This window comes from Lichenibacterium ramalinae (genome assembly GCF_004137085.1).
Lineage (GTDB): Bacteria > Pseudomonadota > Alphaproteobacteria > Rhizobiales > Beijerinckiaceae > Lichenihabitans > Lichenihabitans ramalinae.
This window is the reverse complement of the sequence record NZ_QYBC01000008.1, coordinates 146563-167307: the sequence shown is the minus strand read 5'-3', so window position 1 is coordinate 167307 and position 20745 is coordinate 146563. Positions and strand designations below refer to the sequence as shown.

At 70.8% G+C, this 20745-nt stretch carries 20 protein-coding genes; 7 read left to right on the top strand and 13 right to left on the bottom strand.

Annotated features, from left to right (window positions below; genetic code table 11):
* Positions 1–25: 25 nt before the first annotated feature.
* From D3272_RS11380 to D3272_RS11355, 6 genes are all read right to left on the bottom strand, one after another.
* Positions 26–1027 carry an ABC transporter substrate-binding protein gene (locus D3272_RS11380; RefSeq protein WP_129219285.1) on the bottom strand — a complete coding sequence of 334 codons (1002 nt, stop codon included), beginning with the start codon at positions 1025–1027 and terminating at the stop codon, positions 26–28.
* A 13-nt stretch (positions 1028–1040) separates the two neighbouring features.
* Positions 1041–1907 (bottom strand): ABC transporter permease, encoded by an 867-nt coding sequence (locus D3272_RS11375; RefSeq protein WP_129219284.1) that lies wholly within the window; start codon positions 1905–1907, stop codon positions 1041–1043.
* A complete protein-coding gene (locus D3272_RS11370) occupies positions 1904–2773 on the bottom strand; it encodes an ABC transporter permease (protein WP_245496501.1) in 870 nt (289 codons plus the stop codon). The genes D3272_RS11375 and D3272_RS11370 overlap by 4 nt, the downstream gene beginning before the upstream one ends.
* Before the next feature lie 61 nt (positions 2774–2834).
* Positions 2835–3695, bottom strand: coding sequence for an ABC transporter ATP-binding protein (locus D3272_RS11365; protein WP_129219282.1), 861 nt, complete (start codon positions 3693–3695; stop codon positions 2835–2837).
* Positions 3695–5122 carry a dihydropyrimidinase gene (hydA, locus tag D3272_RS11360; protein WP_129219281.1) on the bottom strand — a complete coding sequence of 476 codons (1428 nt, stop codon included), beginning with the start codon at positions 5120–5122 and terminating at the stop codon, positions 3695–3697. The genes D3272_RS11365 and hydA overlap by 1 nt, the downstream gene beginning before the upstream one ends.
* Before the next feature lie 38 nt (positions 5123–5160).
* Positions 5161–6408 (bottom strand): Zn-dependent hydrolase, encoded by a 1248-nt coding sequence (locus tag D3272_RS11355; RefSeq protein WP_129219280.1) that lies wholly within the window; start codon positions 6406–6408, stop codon positions 5161–5163.
* A gap of 85 nt (positions 6409–6493) precedes the next feature.
* Between D3272_RS11355 and D3272_RS11350 the strand changes: the two genes are divergently transcribed.
* The 7 genes from D3272_RS11350 (at position 6494) to mazG (ending at position 11224) form a co-directional block, all read left to right on the top strand.
* Entirely contained in the window at positions 6494–7159 is a 666-nt protein-coding gene (locus D3272_RS11350; protein ID WP_129219279.1) for a TetR family transcriptional regulator C-terminal domain-containing protein, read from the top strand.
* 30 nt (positions 7160–7189) lie between these two features.
* Positions 7190–7399: a TOBE domain-containing protein gene (locus D3272_RS11345; protein ID WP_129219278.1), complete on the top strand. Its 210-nt coding sequence runs from the start codon at positions 7190–7192 to the stop codon at positions 7397–7399.
* A gap of 1 nt (position 7400) precedes the next feature.
* Positions 7401–7916, top strand: a complete 516-nt coding sequence (locus D3272_RS11340) for a hypothetical protein (RefSeq protein ID WP_129219277.1) — start codon at positions 7401–7403, stop codon at positions 7914–7916.
* Between the two features lie 149 nt (positions 7917–8065).
* On the top strand, positions 8066–8236 hold the full coding sequence (locus tag D3272_RS27280; protein ID WP_165361313.1) for a hypothetical protein: 171 nt from the start codon (positions 8066–8068) through the stop codon (positions 8234–8236).
* 21 nt (positions 8237–8257) lie between these two features.
* Complete coding sequence (locus D3272_RS11335) at positions 8258–9001, top strand: SDR family oxidoreductase (RefSeq protein ID WP_129219276.1); 744 nt, start codon at positions 8258–8260, stop codon at positions 8999–9001.
* A 598-nt stretch (positions 9002–9599) separates the two neighbouring features.
* Positions 9600–10265 carry a cold-shock protein gene (locus D3272_RS11330; RefSeq protein WP_129219275.1) on the top strand — a complete coding sequence of 222 codons (666 nt, stop codon included), beginning with the start codon at positions 9600–9602 and terminating at the stop codon, positions 10263–10265.
* Between the two features lie 116 nt (positions 10266–10381).
* Positions 10382–11224, top strand: a complete 843-nt coding sequence (gene mazG, locus D3272_RS11325) for a nucleoside triphosphate pyrophosphohydrolase (protein ID WP_129219274.1) — start codon at positions 10382–10384, stop codon at positions 11222–11224.
* Between the two features lie 25 nt (positions 11225–11249).
* Here mazG and hflX read toward each other — a convergent pair whose 3' ends face one another.
* The 7 genes from hflX to dusB all read right to left on the bottom strand — a co-directional run bounded on the left by hflX (position 11250) and on the right by dusB (position 20733).
* Entirely contained in the window at positions 11250–12617 is a 1368-nt protein-coding gene (gene hflX, locus D3272_RS11320; protein WP_207210190.1) for a GTPase HflX, read from the bottom strand.
* A 43-nt stretch (positions 12618–12660) separates the two neighbouring features.
* Positions 12661–12939, bottom strand: a complete 279-nt coding sequence (gene hfq, locus D3272_RS11315) for an RNA chaperone Hfq (protein WP_129219272.1) — start codon at positions 12937–12939, stop codon at positions 12661–12663.
* A gap of 284 nt (positions 12940–13223) precedes the next feature.
* Positions 13224–14591 carry a nitrogen assimilation response regulator NtrX gene (gene ntrX, locus D3272_RS11310; protein ID WP_129219271.1) on the bottom strand — a complete coding sequence of 456 codons (1368 nt, stop codon included), beginning with the start codon at positions 14589–14591 and terminating at the stop codon, positions 13224–13226.
* A 9-nt stretch (positions 14592–14600) separates the two neighbouring features.
* The gene (locus tag D3272_RS11305; protein ID WP_129219270.1) at positions 14601–16877 is read right to left on the bottom strand and encodes a sensor histidine kinase; all 2277 of its coding nucleotides are present in this window, start codon (positions 16875–16877) and stop codon (positions 14601–14603) included.
* Between the two features lie 169 nt (positions 16878–17046).
* Positions 17047–18537: a nitrogen regulation protein NR(I) gene (ntrC, locus tag D3272_RS11300; protein WP_129219269.1), complete on the bottom strand. Its 1491-nt coding sequence runs from the start codon at positions 18535–18537 to the stop codon at positions 17047–17049.
* 34 nt (positions 18538–18571) lie between these two features.
* A complete protein-coding gene (locus D3272_RS11295) occupies positions 18572–19714 on the bottom strand; it encodes a two-component system sensor histidine kinase NtrB (RefSeq protein ID WP_428977984.1) in 1143 nt (380 codons plus the stop codon).
* Entirely contained in the window at positions 19711–20733 is a 1023-nt protein-coding gene (dusB, locus tag D3272_RS11290; protein WP_281010847.1) for a tRNA dihydrouridine synthase DusB, read from the bottom strand. The genes D3272_RS11295 and dusB overlap by 4 nt, the downstream gene beginning before the upstream one ends.
* Between the last annotated feature and the right edge of the window lie 12 nt (positions 20734–20745).

Below are 20745 nucleotides of genomic sequence, written 5' to 3'. Positions count from 1 at the left end.
GTGAGGGCGGTCGCACATCCATCGATCAAGGTGCCGTGATGCCGGCCTTGTCGGTCACGGCGTGGGTCCAGGCGCCCTGCGGCTCCTTGGTGATGACGGGGTCGGACCCGGACGACAGCAGCACCTTCACGGTACCGGCATAGGCGGCGGGGTCGAGCGCCCCGGTCGCGCCCTGCGTCAACCTGTTGACGTCGTCCATCATGTGCTTCTGGTGCTCCTCGGTCTGGGCACCGGAGGTGTCGTTGTCGAGCACGATCTTCACGGCCTCGTCGGGATGGGCCTGAGCATAGTCCCAGCCCTTCATCGACGCCTTGACGAAGCGGGCCATGCGGTCGGTGAAGGCGGCGTCCTTGAGCTTGGGTTCGAGCGCGTAGAGCCCATCCTCCAGCGTCGCCACGCCCTGGTCGGTGTAGTTGAACACGACGAGCTGGGCGGGCTTCATGCCGGCCTCGATCAGCTGCCAATATTCGTTGTACGTCATGGTCGAGATGCAGGCCGCCTGTTTCTGCAGGAGCGGGTCGACGTTGAAGCCCTGCTTCAGCACCGTCACGCCGGGCGGGCCGTCGGTCTTGATGGCGAGCTTCGACATCCAGGCCAGGAACGGGTATTCGTTGCCGGCGAACCAGACGCCGAGCGTGTGGCCGGGGAAGTCCTTCGGCGACTTCACGCCCGAATCGGCCCGGCAGGTCAGTTCCAGCCCCGAGCGCTTGAAGGGCTGGGCGATGTTGACGACCGGCGAACCCTTCTCGCGCGTCGCCAGGGCCGACGGCATCCAGTCCACCACCACATCGGCGCCGCCCCCGGCCAGCACCTGCTCGGGGTTCACGTCCGGCCCGCCGGGCTTGATGGTGACGTCGAGGCCGGCGTCCTTGTAGAAGCCCCGGTCCTTGGCGACGTAATATCCGGCGAACTGGGCATCGGCGACCCACTTCAGCTGCAGCGTCACGGCGTCGGCGGCCCGTGCCGCGCCGGAAAGCCCGAGAGTCGCGGCGCCGAGCGCCGCCAGACCGCAGATCACGCGTTTCATGGCTGGTTCCCCTTCAAGACCGGCGCCCGCGGAAGGACGGGTGCCAGAACGTCATGCGCCGCTCCGCCAGGGCCACGAGCCCGTAGAGGAGCGATCCCGACAGCGCCGCCACGGCGACCGTGGCCCAGACGGTGTCGATGTTCATGCGGCCGACCTCCGCGCTGATGCGGAAGCCCATGCCGACGATCGGCGTGCCGAAGAACTCCGCCACGATGGCGCCGATGAGGGCCAGCGTGGTGCAGATCTTCAGCCCGTTGAACACGAAGGGCAGCGCGGCCGGCAGGCGGAGCTTGCACAGGGTCGCCGCGTAGGAGGCCGCGTAGGTGCTCATCAGGTCGCGGTCGAGCGCCGTCGTGGCGCCGAGGCCGGCGTTGCAGTTCACCAGCATGGGGAAGAACGTCATGGCGGCGACGACGGCGGCCTTGGACGGCCAGTCGAAGCCGAACCACATGACCATGATGGGGGCGACGCCCACCACCGGCAGCGCCGACACCAGCGTGCCGAGCGGCAGCAGCCCGCGCTGCAGGAAGGGAACACGGTCGATGGCGACCGCCACCAGGATCCCGCCGCCGCAGCCGATGAGGTAGCCGGCCGCCAGGCCCTTCATGGTCTGGGCGAAGTCGGCCGCCAGCATCGCCGGGGAAGCGACGATGCGCGCCGCAATGGCGGAGGGCGGCGGCAGGATCACGGCCGGCACGGCGAAGCCCCGCACCAGCGCCTCCCACCAGAACAGCACCGTGGCGCCGAAGATCAGCGGGACGGCGACGGCGGCGGCGCGCCCGGCGAAGCCGCGTCGGGGCCCGCGCCGGACGATGAGTTCGACGAGGCCCCAGGCGGCGAGCCACACCGCCGCGCAGCCGAGCCAGGCGAGGCCGCTCACCGGCCGCCCCCGAAGCGCCCGAGCACGAGGCGTTCCACGCCCGACACGAGGCCGACGAGGCCGGCCCCGCACAGCGCCGCGACGAGCAGCGCCGCCCAGATCTGCACGGTCTGGCCGTAGTAGGAGCCGGCCAGAAGCCGGGCGCCGAGGCCCCCGTCCTCGCTCTTGGTGACCTCGGCCACCACCGTGCCGACGAGGCTCGCCGCCACCCCGACCTTCAGGCTGGCGAACAGGAAGGGCAGGCTCGCGGGGAGGCGCAGGAGCCGCAGCACCTGGGGCCGCGAGGCCGAATAGGTCCGCATCAGGTCGACGTGCAGGGGGTCGGACGAGCGCAGGCCCTTGGCCATCCCGACCGCCACGGGGAAGAACGACAGATAGGCGGCGATCACGGCCTTGGGCAGCAGGCCCGTGACCGAGACCTGGGCGAGGATCACCACGATCATGGGCGCCAGCGCCACGATCGGCACGGTCTGGCTCGCCACGATCCAGGGCATCAGGCCGCGGTCGAGGCTCGGCGCATGGACGACGAGGAGGCTCAGCCCGAAGCCGAACAGGCCGCCGAGCAGGAAGCCCAGCGCCGTGGCCTCCAACGTGATGCCGGCGTGGTAGACGAGCGAGCGCTTGGAGGTCGGCGCCACGGCGAAGACCGAGCGGCCGATCTCGCCGGCGATCTGGTGCGGGGCCGGCAGGCGCGGGTGTGCCTGCGACCAGGTCCCGGCGACGAAGTCCGGCCAGGCGGCATCGGCCGTGCCGGCCGTGTCGAAGGCCTGGCGCTGCAGGTCGGCGTTCATCGCCACGGCGGCGACGTACCAGGCGGCGAGGACGGCCAGAACCACGACGACGACCGGGGTCGCCCGGGTCGCCACGCCGTGCCACGCCCTCGCGGGGCTGGGGCGCCGCCGCCGCAGCGGCGTCGATCCCGCCGCCTCAGTCGACATAGGCGTGGCCGGCCCTCAGCCCCTCCCGGACGCGGTGGGCGACGCGCAGGAACTCCGGGGTTTCGCGGATGTCCAGCGTCCGGTCGCGGGGGAAGTCGCAGTCCACGATGTCGTGCACCCGGCCCGGCCGCGGCGACATGACGACGATGCGGGTCGACAGGAACACGGCCTCGGGGATCGAATGGGTGACGAAGACCACCGTCTTGCCGGTGCGGTCCCACAGGCGCAGCAGCTGGTCGTTGAGCTTGTCGCGCACGATCTCGTCCAGCGCGCCGAAGGGCTCGTCCATCAGCAGCAGGTCGGGGTCGAAGGACAGCGCGCGGGCGATGGAGGCGCGCTGCTGCATGCCGCCGGACAGCTGCCAGGGGAACTTGTTGCCGAAGCCCGCGAGGTTGACGAGGTCGAGCCCGGCCTCGACGCGCCGCCGCCGCTCGGCCCGCGGCACGCCCATGATCTCCAGCGGCAGGGCCACGTTGCGGGCGACGCTGCGCCACGGATAGAGAGCCGGTGCCTGGAAGACGTAGCCGTAGGAGCGCCTGAGCCGCGCGTCGCGCGGGCTCATGCCCTTCACCGTCAGGGTCCCGCCGGTTGCGGTCTCGAGGTCGGCGATGACGCGCAGCAGGGTGGTCTTGCCGCAGCCCGATGGCCCGATCAGCGACACGAACTCGCCCGGCCGGATCGTGAGGTCGACATGCGACAGGGCCTGGACCGGGCCGTCGTCGGTGTCGAAGACGAGCGACAGGTTTCGCGCCTCCACGGCCGCCGGAGCGCCGGCGGCGGGCGCCGGAGCGCCGGCGGCGGGCGACGCCGACGCCGAACCGGCCCTGGGTGGCACGACGGCGACGCCCATCAGCGGGCGACCGCCTTCGGCGCCGTGATGTCGTGCCAGCGGCGCAGCGCCCGGGCTTCGGCCGGGAAGGGCTGGCGCGGCACGAAGCGGCCCCGGCCAGGCTCGGCCAGGACCTTGCCGCCCTCCACCACGACTTCGCCGCGCGACAGCACGACCCGCGGCAGGCCCTCGCAGGCCACGCCCTCGAAGACGTTGTAGTCGATGGCGGAGACCTGCGCGGCCGCCGTGATGGTCTTCCGGGCCTTCGGGTCCCAGACCACGAGATCGGCATCGGCCCCGACCGCGACCGAGCCCTTGCGCGGGTAAAGGTTGAGGATGCGGGCGATGTTGGTGGAGGTGACGGCGACGAACTCCTCGGGCGTCAGCCGCCCCTGCCCGACGCCGCGCGTCCACAGCACCGGCATGCGGTCTTCGAGGCCGCCCGTGCCGTTGGGGATCTTGGTGAAGTCCGACCGCCCGAAGCGCTTCTGCTCGGTCGTGAAGGCGCAATGGTCGGTGGCCACGACCTGCAGCGAGCCGGCCCGCAGCCCGTTCCACAGGTCGTCCTGGTTCAGCTTGTCTCGGAACGGCGGGGACATGACGCGCCGCGCCGCATGGTCCCAGTCCGGATGGAGGTACTCGGTCTCGTCGAGCACCAGGTGCTGGATCAGCGGCTCGCCGTAGACCCGCTGGCCGTTGGCGCGGGCCCGGCGGATGGCCTCGTGGGCCGGGATCGAGGAGGTGTGGACCACGTAGAGCGGCACGCCGGCCTGCCAGGCCAGCATGATGGCGCGGTTGGCGGCCTCGCCCTCGACGGCGGGCGGGCGCGAATAGCCGTGGCCTTCCGGCCCGGTGATGCCGGCGGCGAGCAGCTCGGCCTGCAGGGCCGCCACGACGTCGCCGTTCTCGGCATGGACCAGCGGCATGGCGCCGAGTTCGGCGCAGCGCTTGAACGAGGCGAACATCTCCTCGTCGTTGACCATGAGGGCGCCCTTGTAGGCCATGAAATGCTTGAAGGTCGTGACGCCCTTGGCCACCACCTCCGCCATCTCGGCCCGGATCGCCTCCGACCAGGATACGATGCACATGTGGTAGGCGTAGTCCGTGGCGGCCGTCGCGGAACGACGGTCCCAGTCGGCCCAGGCGTCCATCAGCTTCTGGCCGTGCGACGGGATGCAGAAGTCCACCACCATGGTGGTGCCGCCCGCCAGGGCCGCCCGGGTTCCGCTCGCGTAGTCGTCGGCCGTGGTCGTGCCCATGAAGGGCATCTCGAGATGGGTGTGGGGGTCGATGCCGCCCGGCATCACCAGGCAGCCCGCGGCGTCGATCGTGCTGTCGCCGCGGAGGTCCGTCCCCACGGCCGCGATCCGGCCGTCCTCGACCAGCACGTCGGCGGGAAAACTCCGCGCCGCCGTCACCACCGTGCCGCCCCTGATGACCGTCGACATGCGTCCCTCCGTGTTGAAACCCCGATGCCGGCGCCGGCTCAGTCCACGACTTCGGCGATCTCCAGGACGGCGTGCAGCAGCACCTGCGTGCCGGCGCTGGCCCAGGCCGGGGAAATCTCTTCCGATTCGTTGTGGCTGATGCCGCCCACGCAGGGCGTGAAGATCATGGCGGTCGGCGCCACGCGGGCGATGTAGCAGGCGTCGTGCCCGGCGCCCGACACGATGTCGCGATGTCTGAAGCCGCCGCGCTCGGCGGCGCGGCGCACGGCGCCGACGCAGCCCTCGTCGAAGGGAACCGGCGGGTAGTCGAAGACCTGCTTGATCTCGACGTCGAGCTTCGCCTCCGCGGCGATGGCGGCGATCCCGTCCCGCAGCGCCCGGTCCATGGCGACCAGCACGGCTTCCTCGGGGTGGCGGAACTCGCAGGTCAGGAAGACCTGGCCCGGGATGACGTTGCGCGAGCCGGGATAGGGCTGGAGCATGCCGACCGTCGACACCGCCAGCGGCGGGTGATCGAGGCCGACCCGGTTGACGAGCTCGACCACCTTCGCCGCCCCGACCAGCGCGTCGCGGCGGCGCGGCATGGGGGTCGAGCCGGCATGGCTCTCGAACCCCGTCAGCGTCACCTCGTACCAGCGCTGCCCCTGGCCATGCGTGACCACGCCGATGTCGATCCCCTCGTCCTCAAGGATGGGGCCCTGCTCGATGTGCAGCTCGAACATGGCGCGGATGGCACGGCCGCCGCAGGGCGCCTCGCCCTTGAAGCCGATGCGCTCCAGCTCGTCGCCGAGCGCCTTGCCGTCGCGGTCTCGGATCGCATAGGCCTGCTCCAGCGTATAGGCGCCGGCGAAGACCCCCGACGCCACCATGGCGGGGGCGAAGCGCGACCCCTCCTCGTTGGTCCAGTTGGCGACCTCGATCGGGTGACGGGTGCGGATGTTGAGGTCGTCGAGGGAGCGGAGCACTTCCAGCCCCGCCAGCACGCCGAGCACGCCGTCGAACTTGCCGCCGGTCGGCTGGGTGTCGAGGTGGCTGCCCATCATGACGGGCGGCAGGCCCGCCTCGGTTCCGGCCCGGCGGGCGAACATGTTGCCCATGGCGTCGACCGTCATGGCGAGGCCGGCCTCCGAGCACCAGCGCGCGAAGAGGTCGCGGCCGCGCCGGTCGACGTCCGTCAGCGTGAGGCGGTTGCAGCCGCCCTTCGGGGTGCCGCCGATCTGCCCCATCTCCATCAGGCTGTCCCACAGGCGCGCGCCGTCGATGCGGAGGTTGGACAGATCTGGCATGAAGGGTCTCGCGGCGTTGCGCGCCGCCGGAACCACGGCGCCCGGCGCCCAGTTAGCGTCAGTTTTTCCGAGCGGTCAAACCATCATGTCGTCGAGGAAATCGGTGCCGGAGCGGCCGTCCGCAGGGCGGGCGGACCTCGAAGAAGCGATCCTGCGCGCCGCCGAGGCGGAGTTCGCCGAGAAGGGTTTCGAGGGCGCCACGACAGCCGCCATCGCGGCGCGGGCCGGCCTGCCCAAGGCCAACCTGCACTATTACGTCGCCACCAAGGAGGCGCTCTACCGGCGGGTCGTCGAGGGCGTGCTGGCGGCCTGGCTCGACGCCGCCCGGGGCTTCGACGCGGCGCCGACGGCCGTCGAGGCGCTGACCCGCTACATCGAAGGCAAGATGGACCTCGCCCGCGACCGGCCGCTCGGCTCGCGCATCTTCGCCCGCGAGGTGATGAGCGGTGCGCCCGTCATCCGGGACTTCCTCGACACGACGCTTTCCGCCTGGGTGCGGGAGCGCGGCGCCATCGTCGAGGGCTGGGTCGCCGACGGGCAGCTCCGCCCCCTCGACCCCAAGGTCCTGTTCTACATGATCTGGGCCGCCACCCAGCACTACGCCGACTTCGCCCACCAGATCACGGCCCTCAACGGCGGCGTGCCGCTCGACGACGCGGGTTTCGCCGCCGCGAAGCGCCAGGTCGTGGCGACGCTGCTCGGCGGCGTTCTGGCGCCACGCCCGGATGACATGGCGGCGATTCCGGCCTAGTCGTCGCGCGGGACATTCGGAGGCATCGCCATGCGGCTCAGTGCACGCAACCAGTTGAAGGGCAGGATCGTCGAGGTGACCAAGGGCCAGACCACGGCCCATGTCCGCATCGACATCGGCGGCGGCGTGATCGTCACGGCCTCGGTCACCAACGAGGCGGTGGACGAGCTCGGCCTCAAGGTCGGCGAGGCGGCCCTCGCCGTGGTCAAGGCGTCGGACGTCATGGTGGCGGTCGACTGAGATGCCGCGTCGCCCGCCCCTCCTGCCGATGCTGGCGCTTCTCGCCGCCCTGCCGGCCGGCACCGCAGCCGCCCAGGACGCGAGCGGCTGCGCGAAGTTCAAGTGGCCGGTGGACCGCGAGCGGTCCGCCTTCGGTACGCCGGGGCTGCAGGTCGTCGAGCCGGGCAAGCCCCTGCCCGGCATCATGGACCCCGCCATCGTCAAGCTGAAGCCGGTGGCCGATGCGGGATTCGAGCGCCCCCCCGGCCGCAAGCCCAAGGGCGGCACCTTCGGGGCCGCCTTCAGGACACCACCGGTCGCGGTCGCCGGCACCTACCAGATCACCCTCTCGGACGAGGCCTGGATCGACGTGATCCAGGACGGGCGCGAGCTGCGCTCCTCGGCCTCCTCGGGCCAGCGGGATTGCCCCAACGTGCGCAAGAGCGTGCGCTTCGTTCTCGCGGCCGGGCAGGCCACGGTGCAGATCAGCGGCGCCGCGGCGGACAGCATCAAGGTGGATTTTCTGCCGCCCCCGTGACGGCGGAACACCCGTCCGTGGCGTCCGTTCTCCCTGCCCGACGCCGAGCCGGGCCGCGTGGACGATCCCACGTCGCCCTGCTCGGCGCCATGCGGGAGCGAAGCGGGATCGGGTGGAGCACCGCCGCGGTCCTGTCGAGGGAGATCACCATGAGCAAGCAGGGCGAGGCCGGCAGCGGCAACCACACGCCGCGCAAGGGCGAGACACCGCAGCAGCCCGGCACGAAGCACAAGGACACGGGCGAGCACGCCAAGCGCGACACGCCGGTCCATAAGGACACCGTGCCCGACGCGAAGGGCACGGCGAAATATCCGGACTGAACGGCGAGGAGGGGTGGGGGCATGGCCGAACTCGGTGGCAAGATCGCCTGGGTGACGGGGGCGGGCAGCGGCATCGGCGAGGCGGCCTGCCTCGCCCTCGCCGCCGCGGGTGCTGCCCTCGTGCTCACGGGGCGTCGCGCCGAACCGCTCGAGGCCGTCGCGGCCCGCGTGGCGGCGGCGGGCGGGACCGCGACGGCGATGCCGGGCGACCTGACCCGCCCCGAGACGGCGGGCGAGATCGTGGCGGGGATCGAGCGGCGCTTCGGGCGGCTCGACCTCCTCGTCAATAATGCCGGCCTCAACATCGCGGCCCGCGCCTGGCGCGACCTGACGCCGGGCAGCATCGACACGGTGCTGCAGGGCAACCTGTCGGCGGCCTTCTACTGCGCGGCCGCGGCCCTCGTGCCGATGCGGCGCGCGCGCGACGGCGTGTTGATCCACACGGCCTCCTGGGCGGGTCGCCACATCAGTCCCGTCAGCGGCCCCGCCTACACGGCGGCGAAACACGCCGTCGTGGCCATGAGCCAGAGCATCAATGTCGAGGAGTTCCGCAACGGCATCCGCTCGACCGCGATCCTGCCGGCGGAGGTCGCGACCCCGATCCTCGATCGGCGTCCCGTGCCGCCGAGCGCCGAGGACCGCGCCGCCATGCTGCAACCGGAGGACCTCGGCGCCCTGATCCTCTTCGTCGCCACCCGCCCGGCGGGCGTGTGCCTCAACGAGGTGACGATCAGCCCGACGCTGAACCGCATGTACGGGGCGTGAGGCGGAAGGCTTCCTCGGCCGGCGACGGCTTGGCCGCCTGCGTCCCGTCGAGCGACCGTCGAAGCGGTATCGCGACCCAAACGGCTGATTACGGGCGCGTTTCGGGTTCGGCTCGAATCGGCATGGGCTCCGCGCCCGCCGATGGGCCGTCGTCGCTGCGGACCGGCCCGCGCGACACGGTCCGGCGCCAGCCTCGCCGTCGACGAGAGATCCTCCACGCCCCCTTGACGGGCGCTAAAATCCCGAGATCCCATCCCGCAATAGCGGTGGCGAAGGCTTTTGAAATGCGCTAGCGTCCCCTCAAGATGTGGGCCCCGGTGGTCCCCCTCCCACGTCGTCATGGTCTCCCGAAGGGGATACGGAGTGCTGCCGGCCTTGTGCGCCGCCGATGGCATTGAGGGTGAGCAGGCGCATGCCAAGGCGGGTTTGCTTTGGCTGGGGTTATGTGAAGACAACGCCCTGCCACGGTTGTACGCTGAGGGCTCGCGACACGGTGCGTCGCGGGTGTGAGAGACGTGATCCGACATGCGACGACGTTGGGTCGGCGACTGGGTCACGGTGCGGGCGGTTAGGTTGAAGGCAAAGACGAGCTGGCGACATGAGCAAAGGTAGAGATTTCCGGGGACCGAGGAAGCGGGGCTTCGACGACGACATGCCGTCATCCCCCTACGAGTCCCGCCCGTCCCGGCCGGCTTCGCGCCCGTTCGGCGGCGCACCGAGCGGGTTCGGCGGCGGCGGCGACATGATGCCCGCACCCCCGGCTGGCCCCACTGTCGACGCAGTCGTCAAGTGGTTCAAGGCCGACAAGGGCTTCGGCTTCGTCGAGCTGTCCAACGGCCAGGGTGACGCCTTCCTGCACATCGGCGCCATCCAGTCCGCCGGCTACGAGACGGTTCCCCCGGGCGCCAAGTTGAAGGTGCTGGTCGGCAGCGGCGCCAAGGGCGCCCAGGTCACCCGCGTCGTCGAGGTCGACACGACCGGCGCCGTTGAGCGCGCCCCGCAGCGGTCCTTCGACAGCCCGCGCCCGGCCCGTCGCGCCCCCGATCCGTCGACGGCCGTCCAGGTCTCCGGCAAGGTCAAGTGGTTCGACGACACCAAGGGCTTCGGCTTCGTGTCGAGCAACGATGGCGGCAAGGACATCTTCGTCCACATCTCCATCCTGGGCCCGGCCGGCCTGTCGCACCTCGCCGAGGGTCAGCCCGTGTCGATGCGCGTCGTCGATACCCCGAAGGGCCGTGAAGCCCTGTCGATCTCGGCCGACTGACGCCCCGCGGAGCCGCACTGCCCGGCAATCGCCCGGCAGCGCGGCCCCACCGCAACGACCGATGCCCGCGGATGCCCTCCGCGGGCATCGTCGCGTCTCGCACAGGCTTCGCCAGCATGACACCCTCCCGCGACATCGCCCGCCTCATCGACATCATGGCGGCGCTGCGCCACCCCACCACGGGCTGTTCCTGGGACCTCGCCCAGACCTTCGCCAGCGTCGCCCCCTATGCGATCGAGGAAGCCTACGAGGTGGCCGACGCCGTGACGCGCGGCGACCGCGAGGACCTGCGCGAGGAACTCGGCGACCTGCTGCTCCAGGTCGTGTTCCAGGCGCGCATCGCCGAGGAGGAGGGCAGCTTCGACTTCGGCGGTGTCGTCGAGGCCATCACGGCCAAGCTCGTGCGACGCCATCCCCACATCTTCGGCGACCGGACCGATCTCACGCCCGAGGAGGTGAAGGCGGGCTGGGACCGCATCAAGGCCGAGGAGAAGGCCGAACGTGCCGCCCGGGACCGTGCCGCCCGGCAAGGGCGCGGCGAGCCGGCCGAGCAGGCGGTGTCTGCCCTGCTCGGCCGGGTCGGCACCGGCCTCGCCCCCCTGCCCCGCGCCGTGAAGCTGCAGCGGGTGGCCGCGACGGTCGGCTTCGATTGGAACGACCCGCGGGCCGTCCTCGCCAAGATCCGCGAGGAGACGGCCGAGATCGAGGCCGCGCTCGGCGACCCTCGCGCCATGGCGGACGAGATCGGCGACCTGCTCTTCGCCGTGGCCAACCTCGCCCGCCACGCCGACGTGGATCCCGAGACCGCCCTGACGGGTGCGAACGCCAAGTTCGAGCGCCGCTTCGGCCACATCGAGTCGGAACTCGCCCGTCGGGGCTCGAGCCTGCAGGAGGCCGACCTCGACGCCATGGAGGCGCTGTGGGGTGAGGCCAAGGCGTCCGAACGCCCCGCGCCCTGACGCCCCGACACGCTGGCGAGGAGCGCTACCCGACCGGGACCCGGGCCGCCGTCGGGAAGCGGTTCTGCACCCGCTCCATGCGCTCGGGCGCGACCCGCACGGTGAGGTGGATCGTGCCGTCCTCGTCGTCGGCCCGCGATAGGATCTCGGTCGTCTCGTAGAGCCAGTTGAGGCCCCGGCCATCGCTCGGGTCGAGGTCGACGTTGAGCGATGTCGCGTGGGTGGCCAGGCGCCGCTCGATCGTGTCCAGCAGGACGTCGACGCCCGTGCCGGCCAGGGCCGAGACGACGGCCGGCCGCTCGTCGGCCCGCTTGTGGGCGGCGGCGTCGAGCGTCGCGGCGAGGCGGTCCGGGTCGAGCAGGTCGGCCTTGTTCCAGACTTCGATGACGCGTTCCCGGTCCTCGGCATCGACGCCGAGTTCGTGCAGGATGGCGAGCACGTCGGCGCTCTGGGCCTGGGTGTCCTCGTGGGCGACGTCGCGCACGTGCAGGATGACGTCGGCCGACACGACTTCCTCGAGCGTCGCCCGGAAGGCCGAGACCAGCATGGTGGGCAGGTCCGAGATGAAGCCCACCGTATCCGACAGGATCACCCTGCCCCGGTGCGGCAGCTTCAGCACCCGCAAGGTGGGGTCCAGCGTGGCGAACACCATGTCGTCGGCCAACACCGCCGACCGCGTCAGGCGGTTGAACAGGGTCGACTTGCCGGCGTTCGTGTAGCCGACCAGCGCGACGGTCGGGAACGGCACCTCGACGCGCGTCTTGCGGTTGGTGGCGCGCGTCTGCTTGACGTGGTCGAGGTCGCGCTCGATCCGCGCCATGCGCTCCTCGATGAGGCGGCGGTCGGTCTCGATCTGGGTCTCGCCCGGGCCGCCAAGGAAGCCGAAGCCGCCGCGCTGCCGTTCGAGATGGGTCCAGGAGCGCACGAGGCGTGACTTCTGGTAGGCGAGATGCGCGAGTTCGACCTGGAGCGTGCCTTCCTTGGTCCTGGCCCGCCGGCCGAAGATCTCGAGGATCAACCCCGTGCGGTCGATCACCTTGGTGCCGAAGGCCGTTTCCAAGTTTCGCTGCTGCACGGGCGAGAGCGCGCAATCCATGACGACGAGGCCGATGGAGAGTTCACGGCAGATCTCCGCCAGTTCCTCGACCTTGCCCTTGCCGAGATAGGTGGAGGGCCGGACGGTGCCGAGGTTGACGACCAGGCCGCGGCGCACGTCGAGGTCGATGGCGTCGCCGAGCGCCACGGCTTCGGCGATGCGGGCCTCTGACGAACGCGTGTCCCGGGCCGAGGCGCCTCGCCCGCTCGCATAAGGACCGACCACGAGGGTCGGCGTCGTCTCGGCGGCTGTCTTCTCGACGGCGTCGACGCCGCCGTCCTGTTGCTTCTGCTTCAAGCGCGTGTTCCGGTGGAGGATCCCCTGCCGAACCGGCCCGACCTCACCGCGGACGTTCGGCCGAGACCGGCGCCGCGGCAGGCACGTCCTCGGGAGACTCGAACATCTGGATGGGCTGACCCGGCATCACCGTCGATATGGCGTGCTTGTAGACGAGTTGCGAGTGGCCGTCGCGACGCAGCAGGACGCAGAAATTGTCGAACCAGGTCACCACCCCCTGCAGCTTCACCCCGTTGACCAGGAAGATCGTGAGCGGCACCTTGTTCTTGCGCACGTAGTTGAGGAACGTGTCCTGCAGGTTTTGTGTTCGTTCAGCCGCCATGGTCCTGTCCACTGCTCGTCGCCGCCTGTTCGCGGTCTCGATGCCGCGGCCCGGCTCCGTGGCCCGACACCGATCGCCGCCCCGCGGTGGGGCGTCGGTCCGGGCGTCTCCACGGTGCCGGCTTCGCCTGAGCGCGGGTGCCGCCCTGGCGGACAGCCGCGCCAACGCCGTCCCGCATCTCGCCGGACCGCCTGCATCCTGCCGCATTAGAGGCAGGATCGCGGCCAAGTCGCAAGACAAACTTAGGGGCGGGCTGTCCACCCGTCGCCGTGGCGGTCCCGGCCTCAGTCGATCGCCAGGGACTTCAGCTTGCGATGCAGCGCGGAGCGCTCCATGCCGATGAATTCGGCGGTGCGCGAGATGTTGCCGCCGAATCGGCTGATCTGCGCCACCAGGTATTCCCGCTCGAAGACTTCGCGCGCCTCGCGCAACGGCAGGCTCATCAGCTTCTCGCCGCCCGCCCCGTTGGGCGTGGCCGGCACCAGCGTGCCGATTTCCGAGGGCAGCATGTCGGCGGTGATCTCGGCGTCGGCATCGCCGGCCGCGAGGATCATCAGGCGCTCGACGTTGTTGCGCAACTGACGGATGTTGCCGGGCCAGTCATGCGACTGCAGGACCGCCATGGCGTCGGCGCCGATCTTGCGCCGCGGCAGGCCGGTGTTGGCCGACACCTGCTCCATGAAGAAGGCGACGAGCTCGGGGATGTCGTCGCGGCGCTCCGACAGGGCCGGCACCCGCACCGGCACCACGGCCAGGCGATGGAACAGATCCTCGCGGAAGGCACCCTGGGCGATCAGCGCCGGCAGGTCCCGCGCCGTCGACGAGATGATGCGGACGTCGACATGCACCCGCGCGGTGCCGCCGACGCGCTGGAAGTTCTGGTCGACCAGCACCCGCAGGATGCGGCTCTGGGTTTCGCGCGGCATGTCGGCGACCTCGTCGATGAAGAGCGTGCCGCCGTGCGCCTCCTCGAGAGCGCCGACCTGTCGTCCCCTGCCCTCCTGGCCTTCCACCCCGAAGAGCTCCGTCTCCATGGCCTCGGGCAGCATGGTGGCGGCGTTGATGACGACGAAGCGCGAGCCGGCCCGGCTCGACCCCGCGTGGATCATCCGCGCCGTGAGCTCCTTGCCGGTGCCGGGCGCGCCCGCGATCAGCACGCGCGAGTTGGCCGGCCCCACCTTGTCGACGACCTGGCGCAACTGGTTGGCACTGGTCGAGCGCCCGACGACCCGGTCGGCGGTGAGCGAGCGCGACTTCAATTCGGTGTTCTCGCGTTTCAGGCGCGAGGTTTCGAGCGCCCGTTCGGCCACCAGCACGAGCCGGTCCGCCTTGAACGGCTTCTCGATGAAGTCGTAGGCGCCGAGCCGGATGGCGGAGACCGCGGTCTCGATGTTGCCGTGGCCCGAGATCATCACCACCGGCAGCATCGGATGCTGGTCCTTGATGATCTCGAGGAGCTGCAGCCCGTCGAGGCGCGAGCCCTGCAGCCAGATGTCGAGGAACATGAGATGGGGCCGGCGGGCCGCCAGCAGCGACAGGGCGTCGTCGGCGTCCTTCGCGGTCCGGGTGCCGTGCCCCTCGTCCGACAGGATGCCCGACACGAGTTCGCGGATGTCGGCTTCGTCGTCGACGATCAGGATGTCGGTGGCCATGGCGGGTTCTCAGGCTTTCTCGCTGACCGGGCCCGGCGCCGTGGCGGCCTCGGACGGGGTCGGCGTGTCGATGGGGAAATGCAGGCGCACGTGGGCGCCGCGATGGCCCGGCGCATCGAGCAACTCGATGCCGCCTCCGTGGTCTTCGAGGATCTTGGCGACGATCGCGAGGCCGAGCCCGGTGCCCTCGCTGCGCGTCGTCATGTAGGGTTCGAGCAGGCGCTGGCGGTTCTCGGCCGGGAATCCCTTGCCGTTGTCGACCACGTCGATGACGGCCTGCCCGTCGGCGCCGGCGTGCAGCTTGACGGCGACCCGGCCGGGCTCGCGCGCTTCGGGCGGCAGCGTCGCCATGTGGGCCGCCACGCCTTCGGTGGCGTTCTTGACGATGTTGGTCAGGGCCTGCGACAGCAGGCGCCGATCGAAGCGGGCGATCATGGGGGTGCCGGGCAGGTCCTCCTCGATCGCTACGTCAGGATGGCCCACCCGCATCAGGAAGGCCACCTGCCCCACGCATTTGGCGAGGTCGTCCTCGGCCAGCATGGCCTTCGGCATGCGGGCGAAGGAGGAGAACTCGTCCACCATGCGCTTCATGTCCTCGACCTGGCGGATGATCGTGTCGGTGCACTGGTCGAAGACGTCGCGCCCTTCGGTGATCACCTTGCTGTAGCGCCGCTTCAGGCGCTCGGCCGAGAGCTGGATCGGCGTCAACGGGTTCTTGATCTCGTGGGCGATGCGGCGCGCCACGTCGGCCCAGGCCGAGGTGCGCTGCGCCGCCACGAGGTCGGTGATGTCGTCCAGCGTCACGACGAAGTTGCGCTCCGCCTTGGCACTGAGCTCGCTCGTGACGCGCACGTTGTAGCTCCGCTCGCGGCTGCCGCGGGCCAGGGTCACCTGGCCCTGCTGCAGCCGCTGCCGTCCGGAGCGTGAATCCGACAGGAGGTCCGCAAGTTCCGGCACGATCCCGGACAGGGCGCGCCCGATCACGGGCGCGCCGGCCGGGGCGACGCCGTCGAGCAGCTTCTGCGCCGAGGGGTTCACCACCGTGACGTCGCCCTTGGCGTCGACGCCGATGACGGCGGCCGGCACGCCCGACAGCACCGCTTCGGTGAAGAGGCGCCGCTCGTCGATGGTTTCGCTCGCCGCGATCAGCCGGTTCTGCTGCAGGCGGAGCTCCGAGATCATCTTGTTGAAGGTTTCGCCGAGCCGGGCGAGGTCGCCCTCCGAGCGGCGGACCGGGACCTGGACGTATAGGTTGCCGGACGAGACCTGGTCGGTGGCGTTGATCAGGCGGCGGATCGGCGCCACGAGCAGGTTGGCGAAGGACAGGCCGAGCCAGATCGCCGACAGCAGCATGATGGCGGCGAGCAGCCCGTACATGACGATGAAGGCCACCTGGATCGAGCGCCGATGCGCGTCGAAGAGGCCGAACAGCTGGTTGATCTGCTCGGCATGCTGTCGGAAGCCGATGGTGAAGGGGTCGAGCGGCCGCTCGACATAGAGGAAGTTGCCGTCGAAGGTGGGGAGGTAGCGCAGCACGACGAAGCTGCTCGAGTCCTTGTCGGGCCGGAAACAGACCTGATCGCCGGGGGCCGCCGTCCGGGCGTCCTGGAAGTCCGCGGCGCTCGGCCGGACGATCTGCGCGGGCTTGCCGGTCTCCACCCGCTCGACCACCTTGGCGTTGCCGTCAATGATGACGGCGGTGGTGAATCCCAGCGACTGCACCCGCGAATCGAAGAAGTTCTGGAAGAAGTTGCGGTCCGTGTAGCCGACCCGCGCCCGTGCGAGGTCGGCCGCCGCGAGGTCGGCGTCGCGCTGGAGTGAGTCGCATTGCTTCGAGCGGATCAGCTTGGCGGCCGTGCTGGTTTCGGCGATGAAGCGCCCGACGTCGTCCACGAAGGCGGGATACAGCCCGCGGTCGAGCGCGACCGATCCCACGACCGCCATGATGACGGCCGGCACCGCGGCCGTGATGGTGAAGAGCCCGACGATGTAGGCGTGCAGCCGGGCGCCGGCCTGCTTGGTGCGCCAGGCCACGATCAGCTTCCAGGCCTCGACCGCCACCAGCAGGAACAGCACCAGCGCGATCACGGCATCGGCCAGGAACACGTCGACGACGACGGGGTCGGTGGGCAGGATCGGCGTGTAGCCGGTGAAGACCGCGAAGCTCGCCAGGGCCGAGACGAGCGCCAACCCCACCACGAAAGGCGCGATGCGGAGGTTGAACCGTCGGTCGGCCCGCCGCGCCGATCGGTGTTCGGCGGCTTCCCTGCCCGTCTGCTCCGTCAAGCGCGTCCATCCGTTCAGCGGCGGCCCCCGCTGTCGACCGGGGCCGCCGCGATGCCGCTGCGCGACTCGGCGAGGCCGGCCGTTGCATTTATACAGCACTGTTGCCGGATTGCGACGAATTCAGGGCGCCGCCCGCGCTGTTTCGCGCCGGCGGTCGCGGACCTCCGCGTCAGCGCGGCAGGCGCATCAACTTGATGTCGAGTTCTCTGACCTTCTTGCGCAAAGTGTTGCGGTTGAGGCCGAGCATCTCGGCGGCCTTGATCTGGTTGCCGCGCGTGGCGGCCAGCGCCGCCGACACCAGCGGGACTTCCAGCTCGCGCAGGACGCGGTGGTAGAGCCCCGGCGGCGGCAGGTCCTCGCCGTGCTTGGCGAACAGTTCGGCGAGGTGCCGTTCGACCGCGCCCATCAGCCCCCCCTCGTCGGCCGTGCCCGGCGCCAGCTCGAGGCCGCCGGCGCCGAGCGGGCCGGTCGCGATCTCGGAATTCGGCACCATGGCCTGGTTGGGGCGGTTCAGACCGAGTTCGGCCTCCACCAGCGGGGCCGTGATGACCTCCTGCGGGTAGAGGGCGGCGAGGCGCCGCACGAGGTTCTCGAGCTCGCGCACGTTGCCGGGCCAGCGATAGCGCTTCAGCCGCTCGTGGGCGCCCGAATCCATGTGCTTGAGCGGCAGGCCTTCGGCGGCGGCGGCGGTGAAGAAATGGCGGGCGAGGTGGGGGATGTCCTCGGCGCGCTCGCGCAGCGGCGGCAGGCGGATCGGCACGACGTTCAGCCGGAAGAACAGGTCCTCGCGGAACAACCCCTGCTGGATCGTCACCCGCAGATCCTTGTTGGTGGCGGCGACGATGCGGACGTTGGTCTTGATGGGCGTCCGGCCGCCGACGGTGGTGTATTCGGCCTGCTGCAGCACGCGCAGCAGCCGCGTCTGCGCCTCCATCGGCATGTCGCCGATCTCGTCGAGGAACAGCGTTCCGCCTTCAGCTTGCTCGAAGCGGCCAGCCGAGCGCGTATTTGCGCCCGTGAACGCCCCCTTCTCGTGTCCGAACAGTTCGGATTCGATGAGGTCGCGCGGGATGGCCGCCATGTTGATGGCCACGAAGGGACCGGACTTGCGCTTGCCGTAATCGTGCAGCGCCCGCGCCACCAGCTCCTTGCCGGTGCCCGACTCGCCCGAGATCATCACGGTGAGGTCGGTCTGCATCAGCCGCGCCAGCGTCCGGTAGATCTCCTGCATGGCGGTGGACCGCCCGATCAGCGGCATGGCGTCGAGTTCTTCGTCGCGCACCGTGTCCTTCTGGCGGGGTTCCGCCATGGCGCGGCCGACGATCGCCACCAGTTCCTTCAGGTCGAAGGGCTTGGGCAGGTAGTCGTAGGCGCCGCGCTCCGACGCCTTGATGGCCGTCATGAAGGTGTTCTGGGCGCTCATCACGATGATGGGCAGGTCCGGCCGCAGCTTCTTGATGCGCGGCAGCAATTCGAAGGCGTTCTCGTCCGGCATGACCACGTCCGTGATGACGAGGTCGCCGTCGCCCGCCTGGACCCAGCGCCACAGAGACGCCGCCGTTCCGGTGGTGCGCACGTCGTAGCCGGCCCGCGACAGCGCCTGGCTGACGACGGTGCGGATGGCGGTGTCGTCGTCGGCAACGAGGATGTGGCCGTTCATCGCCGGAACTTCCTTTACGCTGTGCGCCGGACCTTCACGCCCCGCCGCCGCCCCGTCCGTCGCGCGCGGCGAACATGGGCAGGAGGACGCGGAAGGTCGTTCGGCGCGGGTAGGACTCGCATTCCACGGTGCCGCCGTGGTCGCCGATCACCTTCGCCACCAAAGCAAGTCCAAGGCCAGTTCCCGAGGATTTGGTCGTGACGAAGGGGTCGAAGAGGTGGGCGGCGATGTCGGAGGGCACGCCCGGTCCGTTGTCGCGCACGCAGAACTCCAGCGGCAGGCTGACGGGTGTGGGCGAGCCCGGCGTGCGCAGCCGCACCCCGGGCCGGAAGGCCGTGGTGAGCTCGATCGTGCCGTCGATCGTGTCGGGGCCGAGCGCCTCGGCGGCGTTCTTGACGAGGTTGAGGAACACCTGGATGAGCTGGTCGCGGTTGCCGAAGACCGGGGGCAGCGAGGGGTCGTAGGTTTCGGCGAAGCGGATGTGACGGGCGAAGCCGGCCAGCGCCACGCGCTTCACGTGGTCGAGCACCGCGTGGATGTTGACGCTTTCCCGCTCGATCGGCCGCAGGTCCGAGAAGGCCTCCATGCGGTCGACGAGCTTGACGATGCGGTCGGTCTCCTCGCAGATCAGCCGCGTCAGCGCCCGGTCTTCGTCGCCCACCGCCGTTTCCAGCAGCTGGGCGGCGCCGCGGATGCCGGACAGCGGGTTCTTGATCTCGTGGGCCAGCATGGCGGCGAGCGCAGAAACTGAGCGGGCTGCACCGCGATGCGTCAGCTGCCTGTCGAATTTTGCGGCAATCGACCGTTCCTGCAGCAGCACCATCATGCGGCCGCGCGGTTCGGGCACCGGGCTGATGTGGATGTCGACGACGCGGTCCGGGCCGAGCTTCGGGTTGCCGAGGTCGACCTGGTACTCGTTGAGCGCCGTGCCGCGCTTCACCGCCTCGTCGAGCAACGCTAGGAGCGGCGAGGCGAAGGGCACGATCTCGGCCAGGCGATGCCGCCGCAGCATGGCGCGGCTCATGTCGAAGAAGGACTCGGCGGCCGCGTTGGCGTCCACCACTGTGCCGTCGGCCTCGACGGTCAGGACGGCGTGCGGCAGCAGGTTCATGACCTCGCTGGCCTGGGCGAAGCCGTCGCGGGAGGCGGCATCCGTGCGCGGGCCTGGCTTGCTCATGCGGCGATCCCCACCCTGTCCGGGATGTCGAAGACGCGCGCCAGGGCCGCCCGCGTCGCGCAATGGTCGTCGCTGGTCGCCATGGCGGTGCGCAGCGCCAGGACGGCCGCCTGCCCGGCCGCATCCGGCACCTCGTCGAGCCGATGCTCGGCATAGGCGACGAGGTGCTTGCGGGCGTGGCGGTTGCCCTGCGCGGCGCCGAAAACAGACAGCAGCGCGTCGAAATGGTCGAGTGCCGCCTCGCGCCGGGCCGCGAGGCTCGGCACGACCGGGACCTCGCCGCGCAGCGCGGCCGCGATGGCGCCGACCAGCCAAGGGCGGCCCACCGCCGCCCGTCCCACCATCACGGCATCGGCGCCCGACGCCGCCAGCATGGCCCGGGCATCGGCGGGCGACAGGCAATCGCCGTTGACCACCACGGGCACCGGCACGGCGCGCTTCACGGCCGCGACGGCCGACCAATCGGCGCGACCCTTGTAGAACTGCTGGCGGGTGCGGCCGTGCACCGTGACCAGGGCCACGCCCTCGGCCGCGGCGCGGCGGGCGAGTTCGGGGGCGTTGAGGGACGCCTCGTCCCAGCCGAGGCGCATCTTCACCGTCACCGGCACCGACACCGCCGCCACCGTGGCGGCGATGAGCCTCACGGCGGCGTCGAGGTCGCGCATCAAGGCGGAACCGGCGAGCCCGCCCGTCACCTTCTTGGCCGGGCAGCCCATGTTGATGTCGATGACGGCGGCGCCGCCGTCCTCGGCGGCCCTCGCCCCCTCGGCCAGCGCTTCCGCCCGGCAGCCGGCCAGTTGCACGACATGCGGGGCGAGCCCGGCGCCCATGGCGCGGGCGAGGCTCGCCGCCTCGCCCCGCGCCAGGTGGTCGCCCACCACCATCTCGGACACGGTCAGCGCGGCGCCGAAGCGCTGCGCGACGCGGCGCATGCCGACGTCGGTGACGCCCGCCATGGGCGCCAGGAAGGCCCGACCCGACAGCACGAGGCCGCCGATCCGGAGCGGCGCCCCGTCCAACGTCGGACCGGA

Bases quoted from the DNA above. Each gene is read 5' to 3' on its own strand.
- D3272_RS11380 (WP_129219285.1), bottom strand. From the start codon at position 1,027: ATGAAACGCGTGATCTGCGGTCTGGCGGCGCTCGGCGCCGCGACTCTC.
- D3272_RS11365 (WP_129219282.1), bottom strand. From the start codon at position 3,695: ATGGGCGTCGCCGTCGTGCCACCCAGGGCCGGTTCGGCGTCGGCGTCG.
- hydA (WP_129219281.1), bottom strand. From the start codon at position 5,122: ATGTCGACGGTCATCAGGGGCGGCACGGTGGTGACGGCGGCGCGGAGT.
- D3272_RS11355 (WP_129219280.1), bottom strand. From the start codon at position 6,408: ATGCCAGATCTGTCCAACCTCCGCATCGACGGCGCGCGCCTGTGGGAC.
- D3272_RS11350 (WP_129219279.1), top strand. From the start codon at position 6,494: ATGTCGTCGAGGAAATCGGTGCCGGAGCGGCCGTCCGCAGGGCGGGCG.
- D3272_RS11345 (WP_129219278.1), top strand. From the start codon at position 7,190: ATGCGGCTCAGTGCACGCAACCAGTTGAAGGGCAGGATCGTCGAGGTG.
- D3272_RS11340 (WP_129219277.1), top strand. From the start codon at position 7,401: ATGCCGCGTCGCCCGCCCCTCCTGCCGATGCTGGCGCTTCTCGCCGCC.
- D3272_RS27280 (WP_165361313.1), top strand. From the start codon at position 8,066: ATGAGCAAGCAGGGCGAGGCCGGCAGCGGCAACCACACGCCGCGCAAG.
- D3272_RS11335 (WP_129219276.1), top strand. From the start codon at position 8,258: ATGGCCGAACTCGGTGGCAAGATCGCCTGGGTGACGGGGGCGGGCAGC.
- D3272_RS11330 (WP_129219275.1), top strand. From the start codon at position 9,600: ATGAGCAAAGGTAGAGATTTCCGGGGACCGAGGAAGCGGGGCTTCGAC.
- mazG (WP_129219274.1), top strand. From the start codon at position 10,382: ATGACACCCTCCCGCGACATCGCCCGCCTCATCGACATCATGGCGGCG.
- hfq (WP_129219272.1), bottom strand. From the start codon at position 12,939: ATGGCGGCTGAACGAACACAAAACCTGCAGGACACGTTCCTCAACTAC.
- ntrX (WP_129219271.1), bottom strand. From the start codon at position 14,591: ATGGCCACCGACATCCTGATCGTCGACGACGAAGCCGACATCCGCGAA.
- ntrC (WP_129219269.1), bottom strand. From the start codon at position 18,537: ATGAACGGCCACATCCTCGTTGCCGACGACGACACCGCCATCCGCACC.
- D3272_RS11295 (WP_428977984.1), bottom strand. From the start codon at position 19,714: ATGAGCAAGCCAGGCCCGCGCACGGATGCCGCCTCCCGCGACGGCTTC.